Below are 13,538 nucleotides of genomic sequence, written 5' to 3' on the forward strand. Positions count from 1 at the left end.
ATGTGCCCCTGAACAGAACAACAGGGAAGGATGTTTCCATGACGAACCCCCGTTGCTCTCGGACGAACCCAAAGAGGAGGGCGCGGAGGGATGGGAACGACTACGAACTTTGGGGATGATGTACTAGTCCGACCGGTTTTGGGAGGCCGTACGGCGGCACCCGGCTTGCTGGGGAGCGGATGGAGGAGGTATCCGTGTCACCCCACCGCACCCTTGCTGTTGCCTCTCTTGTATTCGCGCCGATCTTTGCAGGTTGTCTCGGCTCCGACGCCTCCGAGGCGCCGGAGGCCACCGCGACGCACGAAGCGGATATCTCCTTCGCGACGTATTACATCGCCCGGCGGGATCTTCGTCGCTGCGCGTCTCCCCTTTGCGGCGGCTTCTTCGTCTCCGCCGTCAATCAGGACAAGACGGTTTGCGCCGACGGCACCACCGCCGAGGAGTGTTACGTCGCCGATATCCAGTTCTCCAGCCTCCTCCAGCTCGCCGGCGTCGAGGGCACGGTTCGCGAGGCCATCGGCGTGCAGCGCGAATCGACGCGCGCCGTCCTTTTCGGCGATCTCTTCCCCGGCCAGAGCGGCCTCGGCTCGCTCTCGCTCCGGTTTGCCTGGGTCGCCCTCGAGAACGCCGAGCTCCGGGGCGGATTCTACCGCGTCTGGCACAACGGCGTCGTCTGCGTCGCCGCGCCCTGCCCGAGCTTCGATCAGGAGCACCTGAACACGGGCGCGGTGCGGACGATCCACGAGATCGATCTCAAAGAGGTCCCCGGCAATGGCCGGGACGATTTCGAATCGGGGCGCGCGCTCTTCTCGCAGCTCGGCATGATCCTCACCGGCCAGGACGTCCGCATCGAGAACTATGGGCCGGCGGGGGATGCCACCGTCCTCCAGGCGACGCAGGGCTTCCTCCCGGTCATCCTGCCGACGCTCCGCGGTGCCCGCGCGCCCGTCGACAACGGCCCGGTCATCGGCCGCGGACCGGTGGACGGAGGCGGCGAGGGCGGCAGCGGCGGCATCCGCAGCAGGAACGTGCAGTAGGGTCGATCATTGCAGCGCGCGCCCGGACGCGTCACGATCCTGGTGTCATGGACATCGAATGGCGGACGAACGTGGACCCGGGCGCGCGCCGCGCGATCGAGGCGCTCGTTTCTTCGCAACGCACCCTCGAAGACGTCGTCCGCTGGGGCCTCTCGCTCGCGTCGCCTCGGCTCATCGCGGACGTGGTCGTTCAGGACGAATACAACCACGACGTCGTCCTCGAACATTCGGCCGGCGTTTATCTCGTCTACGACACGACCTGACTGGGCGGTTTGACGGCGGTCGCCGTCTGGGATCACAAGCCGACCGCGGCGGAGATGCTCGAAGCGCGCCTCGCGCGCGGCTGGACACCCACGCCCACGGCCACGCGGGACGGGCCCGTCGTCCTCGGGTACGCCGCCTGCGCCGTCTCGCGTCCTAGCTCGCCCCCAGCAACGTGAGCACGGCGCTCTCGCCGAATTGCTCCCGCGCCAGCCGCGCGGCCTCTGCATTCGCCGGCACGTCACGCAAGAGGCGGGTTTGTCCTTCCGGATCCCGCACGTCCGCAAGCTCGCGCCCGATCAGCCGCAGCGCCGCGCGAAGCTCCCCCTCGAACCCGTCGGCGTCGCCCGCTGCGTAGAGCGCCTCCGCCGCCGCCATCCGCAGATCCACCTCACCCGCGCCGAGGCCCCCGGCCGCCCGCATGTCCGCGAGCGCCGCGCGTGAAAGCGCCTCTGCTTCCGCGACCCGCCCGAGCCGCGACAGCGCGCGAATTCGCGTCGCCGTGAGCGACAGCCGCCGCAGGCCCATGCGATCGACGAGCTCGAGCCCCCGATCCACCTCGCCGAGCGCCCGCGCGGCGTCCCCCTCCGCGAGCGACACCCGCGCCGCGATCCCCCACGCGATCCCCGCGTCGAACGGCCCGATCCCCGGCTCCGCGACGAGCTCCGCCGCGAGCGCGCGCGCCTCCTCACGCGCCTCCTTCGTGGCTTGCTCCGCCAAGAACGTCGCGCGCAGGATCCGCACCCCGATCTTCGTCAGCGCGTCATCCATCGCCGTCGCCTGGGCCTCTGCCTCCGCGAACCGCGCCTCGGCCTCGCCGAGCGCCCCGAGCGCGCCGAGCGCCTCGCCGATGCGCGCCACGCAGAGCGCCCGCATCCGCGCGTCGCCCGCCGCTTCGAAGGCGAGCGTCGCGTCCTCGATGATCTCCAGCATCGCGAGTGGCTCGTTCGTCGTGGTCCGACCGTACTCGTAGGCCGCGAGCCGCGCCCACCCGTGCGCGCTCGGATCCACCGCGCCCGTCCGCTCCAGCGTCTCGCGCATCCGATCGAGCGCCTTGTGCGACTCGCCCCGATCGAGCCGCATCGCGAGCAAACAAAGCAGCCGCCCGAGGCACTCCGCGTACGCCCCTTGTGCCTCCAGATCCGGCGTCAGCGCGAGCAGCTCGTCGAGGTACGACGGGAACGCCTCCGCGTTCACCCCGAGCCCCGTCAGCGTGCAGACGAGCCCGAGCACCCGGCAGTGCCACGTCGAGCCCTTCGGCAAGAGCGGCAGCGCCTCGATCCCCATCTGGCACGCCTCGGCCCAGGCCTTGTTCCAGTACAGGATGCAGCACGCCATCCCGCGCACGAGCCCGAGCTCGGCCCCTGCCGCGCCGAGCTCCTCGGCCTTCGCCGCGTGCGTGCGCGTCCCTGCGAGGTCGTTCCGTTCGAACGCCTCGCGCGCCGCGCGCACGTGCAGCACGCGCGCGCGCGCCGTATCGCCCCCGCGTTGCCAGTGCTCGGCGAGCACCTGCGCCTCGTGCTCGCCCGCGGCCTCCAGGAACGCCGCGGCCCGCGCGTGCCCGAGCGCGAGCTCCTCCTCCCCGAGCAGCCCATACGCCGCCTCGCGTACGAGCACGTGCCGGAAGCCGTACTCCACGTCTCCCACGAGCCTGCTCGTTCGTTGCTTCTCCAAGAGCTCCGCCCGCACGAGCGCCGTGAGCGCCTGATCCACGAAGGCCCCGTGCCCCTCCCGATCCATCAACGCGAGCACGCCTCCGCGCCAGAACCGCGTCCCGAAGATGCTCGCCGCGACCAGCGCCCGCCGCGCCTCCGGCCCGAGCCGCCCGAGCCGCGCTTGCAGCATCGCCACGAGCGTCGCCGGCCGCTCCCCCTCCTCGCCCGCGTCTCGCGCCGCGCGCGCGAGCTCCTCCACGAACAGCGGATTCCCCGCGGCGCGCGTCGCGATCCGCTCCACCACGGCCTCGCTCTCCTCCGGGCCGAGCGCGGCCCGCGCGAGCTCCTCCGCGTCGCGACGAACCAGCGGCGACAGCATCATCCGCTCCGCCCGATCGCCCCACAGCCGCGGGTAGACGTCCTCCACGTCCGGCCGCGCCAGCGCCAGCACGAAGAGCGGCTGATCCTGAAGCTCCACGAGCGCGCGTTCCACGAGACGCACGCTCCGCGCGTCGGCGTGATGCACGTCCTCGAGCGCCAGCACCACCGGACGCGCGGCGCTTTCGCCACGCAGGAACTCCAGGAACGTCCGCTCGATCTCTGCCCGCGCGACCCGCCCATCCACGAAGCCCCGCGACGCTTGCCTTTCGCTCGTCGTCGACAGCTCCCGCGGCCCGCGCCCGCGCAGCGCGTCCGCGAGCATCGCGTACGCCGTCGCCCCGAGCGGCTCGGCTCGACCGACGAGGAGCAGCACGTCCTTCTCGCGCGCCTCGATCCTCGCGCGGAGCTCCCGCAAGAGCCGCGACTTGCCCATGCCCGCCGGCGCCACCACCACGACCGCCCTCGAAACCGGCTCCTCGCGTATCGCCTCGAACGACCGCAAGAGCAGCTCGAGCTCGCGCTTGCGCCCCACGAACGGCATGGTTTTTCCGAGCAGCGACCGCGCCTCGTCCCGCGCCGCCCCGCTGCCCGTGAGCAGGAGCCGCCCGCCCTCGCGTGTCGTCGCGAAGCGACCTCCGACGAGCCCCGCCGTCACCGCGTCGACGATCACCATCCCGCGCGGCGCGCCCTCGCGCAGCGCCTCCACCGCGCGCTCCACCGCTTCTCCGACCGGCTGCTCGCCCGACACGAACCCCGGCCCCGTCGCGATCGCGATCGTCGTCTCCGGCTGGGCCGCCTTCACCGCGAGCGCCGCGCGTGCGGCCGCCGCTGCCTGATCCGTCGCGTCTCCGCCGAACCGCGCGAACGCCGCGACCACCCACCGCTCGGACCGTGACCCGTGCGAAAATGCCCCGTTTCGCAGCAGGATCCGCGCGAGCTCCTCGCGCGAGGCTCCCGCGGGTGGTGCCAGCACGAGCACGCTCAAGAGCTCCGGCACGTCCCGCGCGACCGATGGAGAAAACGCGCCCCTCCGCGCGCCGATCTCCAGGAGCGCCGGCAGCTCTTCGAGCAGGTTCGACACGCTCGCCGGCCGTTTGTCCGGATCCTTCTGCAAAAGGCTCCGCACGAGCGCCGCGACCGGCGGCGGCACCCCGGGCCGGAGCGGCAAGAGCTCGGGCGGATCCTCGCTCAGGATCTTCGACATCACGAGCACCGCGTCTGCCGCGACGAATGGCGGCCGACCGGCCAGGCACTCGAACAGGATGCAGCCGAGCGAGAACATGTCCGACGCAGGCCCGATCGGCTGCTCGCTGCCCACCTGCTCCGGCGACATGTATTCGGGTGTCCCGATCGATCGACCCGTCGCCGTGATGCCCGTCGCCGGCCCCATCGAGCGCGCGATCCCGAGGTCCACGATCGTCGCTTGATCGATGTCGCCTCCACGCAAGAGCACGTTCGAGGGTTTGAGGTCCCGGTGCACGATCCGCCGCGCGTGCAGCGCGGCGAGCCCTTCGGTGATGCGCCGGAGCAAGAGCAGGGCCTCGCGGGTCGAGAGCGGCCCGCGGGCCAGCCGTTTTGCGAGGTCCTCGCCGTCGAGCCATTGCATCGCCAGGAAATGCCAGCCGTCCTCGCTCTGTCCGTGCGCCACGTACGACACGACACGCGGGTGCCGGATCTCGGACAGAATTCGCGCTTCCCGGGCGAAGCGCTCCGTATCGAGCGACGTCGCGTCCGTATGCAGGAGCTTCAGCGCGACGTCTTCTCCGGTCTCCTGATCGGCGGCCCGGTAGACCTCGCCCATGCCGCCGCGCCCGGCGAGCGAGCGGACCACGAAACGCCGCGCGACCAGCGTTCCGGCGGGCAGGGTCTTGCTCCTCGGGGCCATGCGCGCCCATTGGTTTCATACCCGGGCGCGCCTGCTGTCAAGCACTTCGCCGCAGCGCGTCGGCCTTTGACACTTGCGAGAGCGCCGAAGCTTTGAGAAATTCGAGGTCGTGTCGTGCCCCAAGCTCATGACCGAGCGCCTCGAGATGGTCCCCATGACCGTGGAGCTCGTCGAGGCCGTGCTCGATGGGCGCCGTGCCGATACCGAGAAGCTCCTCGGCGCGAAGATGCCCAACGCCTGGCCGGGCCGCGCGCTCGTCGAGCGTGCGTTCCTCGCGCGGCTCGACGCCGTGCGTGCCGATCCCGAGCATCGGCTCTGGGGCGACCGCGTGGCCCTGTCGCTCGATCCTTCCCCGCGCGTGATTGGCAGCGTGGTTTTCCATGGCGGACCGGATGAGAACGGCATCGTCGAGGTCGCGTACGGCATCGAGGAGGAATCGCAGCGGCAGGGCTTCGGCTTCGAGGCCGTGAGCGCGTCCGTGGCGTGGGCGCTCGCCGAGCCGCGCGTGCGCGCCGTCCGGGCCTCGACGTTCACGTGGCACTTCGCGTCTTGCCGCATCCTCGAGAAGCTCGGCTTCCGCATCGTGGACAGGGAGGACGACCTGCTCGGCGAAATGCTCAAGTACGAGGTCGTCCCGAGCGCGTTCCGCAGGTAAGCGCCTCCGCCCTGGTTTTCCTGGGGAACCTTCCTGTAAGCTCCCCGGGGGCACCACGTTCATGCTGGACGACATGGGAATTCGTACTCCGAGGCAGAGGGGGCTCGTGGCTTTCCTCGTCGGGCTGGGCTCCGTTTTCGCGAGCGCGCCTCGCGCGTGGGCCCAGGAGGCCGCTGCCTCGCCGCCCGAAGAAGCGCCGCCGCCCCCGCCGATCGAAGCCGCCCCGGAGATTCCCCCGCCGCCCGTCGAACTCGCCACGGACATCCCGCCGCCGCCTCCACCGCCGCCACCGCCACCGCCGTACGTACCGCCGCCGTACGTGCCGCCGCCTTTGCCGACCAAGCCGAGCCGCTGGTATTTCCTGCACCCCGGCGTCTTCCCCGAGGCCGACCTCTTCGCGGGCGCCCTGCAGATCGGCCTCGTCACGCCGTCGGCGAAGGAGTTTTACGGCGGCGCGCAGGTGGGCCTCTTCGGCGCCAAGGCCGAGCACTTCACGGGCCTCGCGCAGGTCGGTCTTTTGCACACCAACGTCGAGCGTGTCTTCCGCGGCGGCGTCGAGCTCACGCTCGGCCGAAACCTTGTGAAGGAGTTTTACGGCGGCGCGCAGCTCGCCCTCTACCGCAACGTCGTCACGGACATTTTCGTGGGCCTCGCGCAGTACGCCTTCCTGCGCAACGACACGCACCGCTTCCTCGGCCTCGCGCAGATCGGTACGATCAACGGCACCGACGCGTTCATCGGCGGCTTGCAGCTCGGCGCCTACAACGTCATTGGCGCGGGCCTCGACTGGGACGACGATGGCGGCGGCGGACCGCGCGGCGGCGGCGGATTTGTCGGCGCGCTCCAGATCGGCGCGTACAACAAGATCGACCACGGCAATTTCTCCGGCATCGCCCAGATTGGCGGCTTCAATGCGGTCGAGGACGGCGATTTCCGCGGCGTCGCCCAGATCGGCCTCCTGAACGGGGACGACGAACGTTTTTACGGCGCGCTCCAGATCGGCGCCGCGAACTTCATCGACGAGGAGTTTTATGGCATCGGCCAGCTCGGCGTCGTCAACATCGTCGATGACGATTTCCACGGCGTCTTCCAGGCCGGCGTCGCGAACCTCCTCCTGGAGGACAGCTTTTACGGCTTTGGTCAGTTCGGCCTCGGCGCGTACGTCGACGAGGAGTTCCGGGGCGTCTTCCAGACGAGCGCCCTCTTCAATTACGTCGACGATTCCTTCTCCGGCGTCCTGCAGCTCGGCGGCCTCTTCAACTTCGTCGACGACGACTTCCGCGGCGTCTTCCAGATCGGCGCCTTCAATGGCGTGCGCCAGGAGTTTTACGGCGTCTCGCAGATCGGCGTCGTGAACATGACCGGCGACGATCAATTCGGCGCGCAGCTCGGTTTCGTCAACCTCGTGAAGGACCACATGCACGGCCTGCAGGCCGGGTTTTTCGCGAGCGCCGAGGAGGTCACGGGCATGCAGCTCGGCGTCGTCAATTTCTCCGATCGCCTGACCGGCACCACGATCGGCCTCTACAACCGCTCGAAGCACGTCCGCGGCGTCCAGATCGGCCTCGTCAACCAGACCGAGCGCCTCCGCGGCGTCCAGATTGGCCTCGTGAACGTCTCCAAGTACGGCGGGCTCCCCTTCTTCCCCGTGATGAACATCGGCCTCTGAGAGGGCGGACCGCCTGTACCCGCGCCCACTCTCGACCCCCGGCGAAGTCGGACCGCCTGTACCCGCGCCCACCCTCGACCCCCGGCGAAGCCGGACCGCCTGTACCCGCGCCCACCCTCGACCCTCGGCGAAGCCGGACCGCCTGTACCCGCGCCCACCCTCGACCCTCGGCGAAGCTGGACCGGCCCTGCCTGCGTCGTTCCTCCGGCTTCATCACGCGCCTCCGGCGGCCCTCTGCGCCCACGCACGAGCGGGTGAGGACCCAAGGCATCACTCGTCGCGGAGTCGAGGCATCGACCTACCCGCGCGTCCCGACACCCCTACGCAGGTTCCTCGGCACTTTCGCGCGTTCTCCCTCTGGCACATCGTTTGCCGTTGCGCGCACAACGTCCCGCCCTGTACACCCTTCGGTTTAGAGGAACCATGTCTCGACGAACCCTCCTATCGGCCTCGATGCTGGCCGCCCTCCTCTCCGCACCTCTCTCGGCCCGCGCGCAGGACGCGGCCGCCAAGCAATACGTCGACGTCAAGATCGCCGAGCCGCCCAAGCAGGTCGGGCTCGAGATCACCATGAAAAATGGCGCCACGTTCTCGCTCGTGGATACCCGCGACGTGGTCGGCGTCACGCCGAATGGCTCCACGCTCACCGTGGGCCTCAAATTCGACGGCGTCGCGACCTACCGCAATGGTGGCCACGAATGGCGCACGGTGCTCGGCATCAACGAGGCGCTCACGAAGACGCCGGCCCTCGAAGAGCCCGTCAAGAGCGCCGATGCTTTCAACGTGGAGAGCACCTACCTCTATTTCGTGCGCCCCTGGTTCGGTCCCTTCGCGCGCTTCACCGTCGGCACGCCGCTCTTCCGTGGCTTCGACGTTCGCCCCACCGACACCACGTACACCATCGCCCGCGTCACCGGCGTCACCGATACCGTCACCTCGCGCCGCCTCACGCTCACCGATCCCTTTCATCCGCTCACGCTGAAGGAGACCATCGGCCCCTTTGCGCGTCCCGTCTCCGGCGATCGATTCAACTTGGAGACCCGCGTCGGACTCGGCGGATTGCAGACCTTCGCGGACGGCCAGCTCATCCTGAAGGACGACGCCGCCACGGCCGATCGCGTCGAGGTCCAGGAGCTCCGCGACGTCCTCCAGGTCGGCGTCGAGGGCTCGCTCGAGATGTGGGGCTCGTTCCAGGCGAAGAAGATCAGTTACAAGGTCGGCGTCGGCGTGCTCATCCCGGCGTGGAACAACGACATGCCCGCGGCTGGAGAAGCGAAGAAGAATCCCATTCAGCTCACGAACCTGGACATTGGCGCGGCCATTTCCTTCAAGGTCGTCGAGTGGGCGACGCTCGATTACGAGCTCAAGCTCGTCCGTCAGCCCCAGCTCACCGAGCAATGGCAGATACGTAACGGAATGATGCTCACGCTCGGCCTCGGATACTCCAGGAAACCCCCGGCGCCGCCTGCGCCGCCCGCAAAACCCACGCCCGACGCGGCTCTGCCCGCGGCCCCTGCGCCCGCGGCCCCCGCGCCCGCGGCCCCTGCGCCTGCGCCCGCCCCCGTCACGAAATAGTCATCGTTCGTGGCGGACGCCCGGCGTGAACGCCGGGCACGTTGCGTGCAAACCCCCGCGCGTCCGTTTACTTCTGCGAAGGGACGGCCCATGAACCACGGGGGGAATCGATTGAAATCCATCAAATACATTGTGTTCATCGCGGCGCTCTTTGCGCCGGCTTGTGCACCCGAAGAACCATCCACCCAGTCTGCGGGAAAATCGCTTCTCGACCCGCCCGCGGATGGCTCGGGACTTCAATATCGCATGACCTCCACCATCGCCCCGGGGAGCGAATCCTATGGTTGTCGCCTCTTCCAGGTGCCGCCGGAGGGGCTCGTGATCCGCGGGCAGGACGTCGCGTTCGGTCCGGGCGGACATCACGTCCTGCTTTACCGGACCCCGTATCGGGCGATTCCGTCCCAAGACGAGCAGGGGATCGCCGTTGACGCCCTCACGGAGCACGATTGCTCCGAGGGCGCCACCGCGCGCTGGAAGGTCGACGCCGTGGTCGGCGGATCCGAGAGCTTCGGCAGCGTGGGTATGCTCCATCGATTGCCCGACGGCGTCGGCGTCGTCCTCGAGCCGAACGTGGTGCTCGTGATGAGCACCCATTACCTCAACACCACGAGCGCCCCGCTCGAGGTCGACGCCCGCATCAACATGCACACGATGCCGCGCGAAGAACTCCGCATCGAGGCCGGGCTCCTCTACATGGACAACCACGTCCTGCGCGTCGCGCCCTTCGGCGAGGCCTCGGCGCGCATGCGTTGCCCCGTGCCCGAAGACGTGCACGTCGTGAGCTTGCAATCGCACATGCACGCGCGCGGCGCCGCCTTCGAGGCCTCGCTCATCGCGCCCTCGGGGACGACCACATCCATCTATTCGACGACGTCCTGGCAGGAGCCGCCCGTACGCGAGCTCGATCCGCCCCTGCTCTTCCCTCGGGGGAGCACCGTCGAGATCCGCTGCGATTACAAGAACAGCGAAGCCCGGCCCGTCGCGTATGGCCTTTCCTCATCCGACGAGATGTGCCAGCTCATCGGCCCGTATTTTCCGAAAAACGCTCGCTTCGAGCGTTGCGAGGACGAGAGCGGCGCGACGGCGGCGACGTGGGTGGGCAGCGGGAAGGCCAGCGGGGCGGAGACCGTCCATTGCCTCAGGGAGGCGATGACGCGCGAGAAGGGCGTGGGTTACGCGTATTACGATTGTGTACACGCCGCCTGCTCTACCCTCGCGGCCGAGGTTTCCGCAGTCGTGCGTTGCCACGAGGCGAAGCGCGCCGCGGACTGCGCGAATCGGTGCCAGGGGGGTGACGCCGAAGATTGCGTGTCCTGCCTCGCGCAAGCATGCGCCGCGGAGGAGCAGGCCGCGCGGCACGCGGACTCTCCTTGAAGGGGCGTCGGGTCAGCCGTTTGACGCGACCGACGCGCCCACCTTCGTGACCTCGGGCTTCATCCGACCCCGTCGATAGGCTCCCACCGCGACCACGATTCCGCCGATGACGTTCATCGCCAGCGCGAGACCGACGTTGTGCAGCGACTCGGCCGTCCCCATCGCGACGACGCGAATGAATTGATCGAGGTCGAAGGTGCGATCGCTGGCGGCGTACGTCAGCGTCGTGATGATCCCCGTGAAGAAGCCGAGGAAACCTGCGGTCAGGGTGAGGAGCGCGAGCACGGCGGGCAGGACGAGCCGCCCTTTGCCGGGGTTTCTGGCGTAACCGATGGCCGCGCCGAAAAGAATGATGCCGAAGAACAGCGTCGGGTACATGCCGAAGCCGCCGTTTCTGAATGCCTCTCCCATGGGATACCTCCGTTTGTCAGGGTCGTTCGTGGGTCGTGCGTCGCCCCGCCGCGCATCCGACCGGAGCTCGGTCCGCGCCGATACGAGATCCAGCGGGGCGGGGCAGACGGACCCCGGGTGCGCGTGGAAGTTCCCGAGGCCCCCCAAAATCGCTAGCGCTTCTTCACCCGCCCGATCGAGCCGTCGTAGTGTCCTTCCCTCCGGACATAGTACACGAAGTAGAGCCACTCCTCGCCGTCTGCCGTTCGCGCCACGCTCGGCTCGCCGATCCCCACGATGTCGCCCGGCCCCTCGGGCGGCGCGTCGAGCCCGACCTCGACGACCGGATCGCCGAACGACGCCGAAAGCGCCGGATCGCCGCCCGAATACGCGCTCGTCGAGATGTCGCGGAAGCCCCGCGAGAAATAGAGCTTCGACGCGGCCTCGTCCACGAACGGCTGGAACTCGTCGACGTCGGGCTTGCTGATCGCGGCCACGACCGTCTCGGAGAACGTCGCGCCCGGCAGCGCGCCCGAGGGTTTGGCGACGAAAAGGTCCTTCTGCACCGGCCCCTCGGTATCGAACCAGACGTAGCCGTGACCGAACGAGGGGTTCGATTGGAATGGATCGAGCGGCACGAGCGGGAGCTGCGTCACGGGGAACGGGTCGGCGATGAGGAAGTTGTTCTCGAACGAATACTTTCCGAGGCTCACGGGCGCGCCGAGCGTGAGGTCGGCGTGATACAGATCGGGCGCCGTATCCGGCCCGTGCAGCGGGTCGAACGCGAAGAGCACGGACGCCGCGCCGTCCTTCGGCGCGCCGAGGTACGTGAAGCCGAACGGCGAATACGTGTATCCGTTCATGTCGATCGCGATCACGAACGGCTCGGCGAACGACCCGTCCGCTTGCTTGCGGAACCCGTACGCGGCCACGGGCGGCAATGCGAAGAGCGCCTCCAACACGCCGAGCTGGGGGATCGTGTGGTCGATCTCGGTCTCGGACAGGATCCGCCCGACGCCGGGCATCTCGGGCCGCTCGGGGGCCGCGGACGGGCCGTACGTCGCATTGCATCCGGGGGACGCCGGGTTCGCGGCCTCGCCCGAGCAGCCGGGCAGATCCTTGCCCGCGATGCAGCAGAGCAGGTCGACGGGTGAATACGTGCTCACGATGAGCCATTCGCCGTCCGGGCTCACCTCGGCCGAATCCTCCGTGCCCGCGGTATTGACGAGCCCGGGCACACGCTCCGGCTGCCCCCACGCCGCGCCCACGACGGGCAGCACCACGGCCGTCGCATCCGCCGACAGATCCGCGACCTTCGCCCGCACCCGCACCTCGCCGGCGTCGCCCGCGGCGAGCGAGGGTGTCACGGTGGACCGATATGCGCCCGCCGCCGTCTCGACGGCCGCGCTTGCCGTTCCGCCCTCGGCCGTGAGCTCCACCGAGAGCCCGGACACGGGTTTTCCGTCGCTCGACGTGATGCGCGCCGTGACCTCGATGGGATAGGGCGCGGGCCCGTCTTGCCGCGCGAGCTCGAGGACGATCCCGGCGGGCGCTCCCGCCGTGGGTTTCGAGGGATCGCTTTCCGAGCTGCAGGCGGCGAGGGCGAGGGGGACGAGGAGCGCAAGAGATCGGTATCGCATCGAGCCATTCTAGACGAGCTCGGCCCGTCTTGTCTTCGCCCCGGACGGCGGCCGCGCGCGGGCGAACGAAGGGGTTCCCAAGGCCGCGCCTCGGTGTAGAGTGCGCGCCATGAGGTTCGATCATTTCCTCCGCTCGGCCCGCGCCCTCGCCGTGGGCCTTTCCGTGTTCGCCCTCGCGGCTTGCGGCGGCGCGCCCTCGCCCGATGCAGAAAGCCCCGCGCCGGCGAACACCACGCCTGCAACGGCCCAGACGACGTCGCCTGCCGAGGGTATGCTGGGCACGCTCTCCGAGGAGGGCTTCAAGGCGCTGCACCAGCTCAAGGCCGAAAAGGCCCCGGCGCCGCGCGGCGAGCGTGTCACGATCGACGGCACGAGCGCCTACCTCAGCCTGCCCAAAGGAAAAACCGCGCCCTTGCCGGGGCTCGTCGTGATCCACGAATGGTGGGGCCTGAACGAGCACATCCAGCACTGGACCGATCGGCTCGCCGAGGACGGGTATGCCGCGATCGCGGTCGATCTTTATGGCGGCAAGACCGCGCAGAACCCCGACGACGCGATGGCCATGATGAAGGCCGTCGACAACAAGAAGGCAATGGCCACGCTCGTCGCGGCGCACGATTTCCTGGAGAAGGATCCGCGCATCCAGGCGAAACGCACGGGCGTGATCGGCTGGTGCTTCGGCGGCGCCTGGTCCTTGCAATTCGCCATGCACGAGCCCGACCTCGACGCGTCCGTGATCTATTACGGCCACCTCGTCACGGACCCGGCGGAGCTCAAGCCGATCAAGGCCGAGATCCTCGGCATTTTCGGCAACAAGGATCAGGCAATCCCGCCGGAGACCGTGAACGCGTTCGACGCGGCTTTGACCCAGGCCGGCGTCACGCACACGATTTACCGCTACGACGCGCAGCACGGCTTCGCGAACCCCTCGGGGCAGCGCTACGACGAGAAGAGCGCGGCGGACGCCTGGGACAAGGTGCGCCCGTTCCTGCGGAGGAAGCTCGCGCAATGAGGAA

General features: G+C 69.2%; 10 protein-coding genes. 7 read left to right on the forward strand and 3 right to left on the reverse strand.

All coding sequences use genetic code 11. The features are described 5' to 3' along the window. The first annotated feature begins 194 nt into the window (after nucleotides 1-194). Both KEG38_RS35850 and KEG38_RS35855 read left to right on the forward strand, forming a co-directional pair. Nucleotides 195-1,037, forward strand: coding sequence for a DUF6748 domain-containing protein (locus KEG38_RS35850; protein WP_272424890.1), 843 nt, complete (start codon nucleotides 195-197; stop codon nucleotides 1,035-1,037). 47 nt (nucleotides 1,038-1,084) lie between these two features. Beyond that, nucleotides 1,085-1,300, forward strand: a complete 216-nt coding sequence (locus KEG38_RS35855; RefSeq protein WP_272424891.1) for a hypothetical protein — start codon at nucleotides 1,085-1,087, stop codon at nucleotides 1,298-1,300. Between the two features lie 154 nt (nucleotides 1,301-1,454). Here the strand turns inward: KEG38_RS35855 and KEG38_RS35860 are convergent, their stop codons facing one another. Further along, nucleotides 1,455-5,219, reverse strand: coding sequence for a serine/threonine-protein kinase (locus tag KEG38_RS35860; protein WP_272424892.1), 3,765 nt, complete (start codon nucleotides 5,217-5,219; stop codon nucleotides 1,455-1,457). A 109-nt stretch (nucleotides 5,220-5,328) separates the two neighbouring features. On the opposite strand from KEG38_RS35860, the gene KEG38_RS35865 reads away from it, so the two are divergent. The 4 genes from KEG38_RS35865 (at nucleotide 5,329) to KEG38_RS35880 (ending at nucleotide 10,492) form a co-directional block, all read left to right on the forward strand. Continuing rightward, nucleotides 5,329-5,874 carry a GNAT family N-acetyltransferase gene (locus tag KEG38_RS35865; protein ID WP_272424893.1) on the forward strand — a complete coding sequence of 182 codons (546 nt, stop codon included), beginning with the start codon at nucleotides 5,329-5,331 and terminating at the stop codon, nucleotides 5,872-5,874. A 106-nt stretch (nucleotides 5,875-5,980) separates the two neighbouring features. Beyond that, nucleotides 5,981-7,543 (forward strand): LA_2272 family surface repeat-containing protein, encoded by a 1,563-nt coding sequence (locus tag KEG38_RS35870; protein ID WP_272424894.1) that lies wholly within the window; start codon nucleotides 5,981-5,983, stop codon nucleotides 7,541-7,543. A gap of 423 nt (nucleotides 7,544-7,966) precedes the next feature. Then, nucleotides 7,967-9,118 (forward strand): hypothetical protein, encoded by a 1,152-nt coding sequence (locus KEG38_RS35875; RefSeq protein WP_272424895.1) that lies wholly within the window; start codon nucleotides 7,967-7,969, stop codon nucleotides 9,116-9,118. A 246-nt stretch (nucleotides 9,119-9,364) separates the two neighbouring features. Next, entirely contained in the window at nucleotides 9,365-10,492 is a 1,128-nt protein-coding gene (locus KEG38_RS35880; protein ID WP_272424896.1) for a monooxygenase, read from the forward strand. Between the two features lie 12 nt (nucleotides 10,493-10,504). Here KEG38_RS35880 and KEG38_RS35885 read toward each other — a convergent pair whose 3' ends face one another. Both KEG38_RS35885 and KEG38_RS35890 read right to left on the reverse strand, forming a co-directional pair. Next, nucleotides 10,505-10,903: a hypothetical protein gene (locus tag KEG38_RS35885; protein ID WP_272424897.1), complete on the reverse strand. Its 399-nt coding sequence runs from the start codon at nucleotides 10,901-10,903 to the stop codon at nucleotides 10,505-10,507. Nucleotides 10,904-11,055: 152 nt separating this feature from the next. Continuing rightward, complete coding sequence (locus KEG38_RS35890; protein ID WP_272424898.1) at nucleotides 11,056-12,522, reverse strand: Ig-like domain-containing protein; 1,467 nt, start codon at nucleotides 12,520-12,522, stop codon at nucleotides 11,056-11,058. 109 nt (nucleotides 12,523-12,631) lie between these two features. Here KEG38_RS35890 and KEG38_RS35895 point away from each other — a divergent pair, with 109 nt between their 5' ends. Continuing rightward, the gene (locus tag KEG38_RS35895; protein WP_272424899.1) at nucleotides 12,632-13,534 is read left to right on the forward strand and encodes a dienelactone hydrolase family protein; all 903 of its coding nucleotides are present in this window, start codon (nucleotides 12,632-12,634) and stop codon (nucleotides 13,532-13,534) included. The last annotated feature ends 4 nt before the right edge of the window (nucleotides 13,535-13,538 follow it).

The sequence above is a fragment of the Polyangium jinanense genome, from assembly GCF_028435265.1.
GTDB classification, from domain to species: Bacteria; Myxococcota_A; Polyangia; order Polyangiales; family Polyangiaceae; genus Polyangium; species Polyangium jinanense.

Excerpts from the sequence above, each read along its gene's own strand:
- KEG38_RS35895 (WP_272424899.1), top strand. The coding sequence starts at position 12,632 with ATGAGGTTCGATCATTTCCTCCGCTCGGCCCGCGCCCTCGCCGTGGGC.
- KEG38_RS35880 (WP_272424896.1), top strand. The coding sequence starts at position 9,365 with ATGACCTCCACCATCGCCCCGGGGAGCGAATCCTATGGTTGTCGCCTC.
- KEG38_RS35855 (WP_272424891.1), top strand. The coding sequence starts at position 1,085 with ATGGACATCGAATGGCGGACGAACGTGGACCCGGGCGCGCGCCGCGCG.
- KEG38_RS35875 (WP_272424895.1), top strand. The coding sequence starts at position 7,967 with ATGTCTCGACGAACCCTCCTATCGGCCTCGATGCTGGCCGCCCTCCTC.
- KEG38_RS35890 (WP_272424898.1), bottom strand. The coding sequence starts at position 12,522 with ATGCGATACCGATCTCTTGCGCTCCTCGTCCCCCTCGCCCTCGCCGCC.
- KEG38_RS35885 (WP_272424897.1), bottom strand. The coding sequence starts at position 10,903 with ATGGGAGAGGCATTCAGAAACGGCGGCTTCGGCATGTACCCGACGCTG.
- KEG38_RS35860 (WP_272424892.1), bottom strand. The coding sequence starts at position 5,219 with ATGGCCCCGAGGAGCAAGACCCTGCCCGCCGGAACGCTGGTCGCGCGG.